The organism is Polaromonas sp. P1_G4, from assembly GCF_056405475.1.
This window is the reverse complement of sequence record NZ_JBFUCA010001012.1, coordinates 1-674: the sequence shown is the minus strand read 5'-3', so window position 1 is coordinate 674 and position 674 is coordinate 1. Positions and strand designations below refer to the sequence as shown.

Below are 674 nucleotides of genomic sequence, written 5' to 3'. Positions count from 1 at the left end.
GGGTACGAGCGATGCGTCGCCGCAAGAGGCTCGCCGGATTTTTAACGAACGCTAGGCTCTCGGTAAGGACTCACCAACGGCTCGGCAGCTTTTTGAGCAGCGTGATGCGTTTGGTGCCCATTTCGATGTACCCGCCTTTTTCCAGGTCCTTTAAGAGGCGGCTGACCATTTCGCGGGAGGCGCCGACGCGGCTGGCAATCTCCTGATGGGTGATTGATTCAAGAGTGACAGCCTCATTGGCAGGGTCGCGCTCCACCGCATCRCCATGTCCTTCAAGCACGGCAATCAGCCGTCCGTACACATCGAGCAGCGCCATGTTGCGCGCCGCTTCTGTAGCAGCACGCGCCCTGCGAATCACCTGAACCACGAGATTGATYGCGAATCCTGGCTCATCACCCAAGTGTTCGCTCACATCGGTACGACTGAGCACCGCACAGGTGCAAGGCTCAAGGGTAATAACTGAAGCCGAACGGGGTCCGCCGTCCAGCGACATTTCCCCAAAATAGTCGCCCGAATGAATCCTGCCGTAGGTGATTTCCCGGCCGCTTTCGTCCATGGCGAACACCTTGACACTGCCCTTGAGCAGAACAAACAGGTTGTCGCCGATTTCCCCTTCGTTGATGACTACTGATTTTTTGTGTTTAGTTCGCACCAGTCCACGCTGTGCGAGCGTG

The 674-nt window shown here is 57.1% G+C and carries 1 protein-coding gene; it reads right to left on the bottom strand.

Annotated elements, in window-relative coordinates; translation table 11 throughout:
• Positions 1–70: 70 nt before the first annotated feature.
• A partial coding sequence (locus AC1D1X_RS25085; protein WP_477699602.1) for a Crp/Fnr family transcriptional regulator occupies positions 71–674 on the bottom strand: 604 nt, incomplete at its 5' end.